The sequence below is a fragment of the candidate division WOR-3 bacterium genome (assembly GCA_026418155.1).
Taxonomy (GTDB): Bacteria; Hydrothermota; Tepidihabitantia; order Tepidihabitantales; family CAIPLT01; genus JAOABV01.
Window position 1 is genome coordinate 1 of sequence record JAOABV010000094.1, and the last position, 944, is coordinate 944.

Below are 944 nucleotides of genomic sequence, written 5' to 3' on the forward strand. Positions count from 1 at the left end.
ACATAATGCTTTTATTTCTGTCCCTTCGATCTTCATCATTCTTGCTACAGCTTCGGGTCCGCGCATACCTAAACCAATAAATCCGATTCTGACTTTATCTATTGGTTCGCATGCTAATCCAACTACGTTTTTTGTCTTCTTCTTTTGTTCTGATAATGATTCAGTCAATTCAATTCTTCCTTCTTTATTTATACTGAAAGAAGGAACAGAAGATAACCCAATTGCAGCACCTGAGATTAATGCATTCTTCAAAAATTTTCTGCGCGAGTTGTTCATTGACAGCTCCCTTTATTTTTTTTGTGTTAGAATACCATCTTTCATTTCAAAAAGTGTATCTGCTATTTTAACTAATTCAGGATTGTGAGTAACGATAAGAAAAGTAATTCCTAAATTTTTATTTAGATCACGGAATAAGTCATGTATTGTAGAGCTATTTAAGGAATCTAAATTACCGGTTGGTTCATCTGCAAAAATAATTGATGGTTTATTTGCAAGTGAACGTGCAACTGCAACTCTTTGTTGTTCGCCTCCGGAAAGTTCAGATGGTTTATGATGTGCTCTGTCACTCAGTCCTACTAATTCAAGAATTTTTTCAGCTTCCTTTTTTGCTTGTGAAAGAGATTTGCCATTTATCATCATAGGTATTGCTACATTTTCTGTTGCATCAAATTCGGGCAGAAGATGATGAAACCGAAAAACAAAACCGATGTTTTGATTTCTGAATGAAGAGAGCTTTTCGTCATTGAGCTTAAAAATATCTGTACCTTTGATCAGGACACTTCCTGAATCCGGAACATCAAGTCCACTGAGAATATGTAAAAGCGTACTTTTTCCGGCACCAGAAGCCCCTACAATCATACTAATTTTGCCGGCTTCTAAATCGAATGAAACTCCTTTAATGATATCAAGTCTTTGGTTATTTAATCTCAGGAAAGATTTGTAAA

General features: G+C 35.2%; 2 protein-coding genes. Both read right to left on the reverse strand.

Features of this window, described 5'->3' with window-relative positions; translation table 11 throughout:
- Positions 1-276: twin-arginine translocation signal domain-containing protein (locus N2201_07435; GenBank protein ID MCX7786030.1), on the reverse strand; the 276-nt coding region annotated here is incomplete at its 3' end.
- Between the two features lie 12 nt (positions 277-288).
- Positions 289-930, reverse strand: a complete 642-nt coding sequence (locus N2201_07440; protein MCX7786031.1) for an ABC transporter ATP-binding protein — start codon at positions 928-930, stop codon at positions 289-291.
- Positions 931-944: the final 14 nt, after the last annotated feature.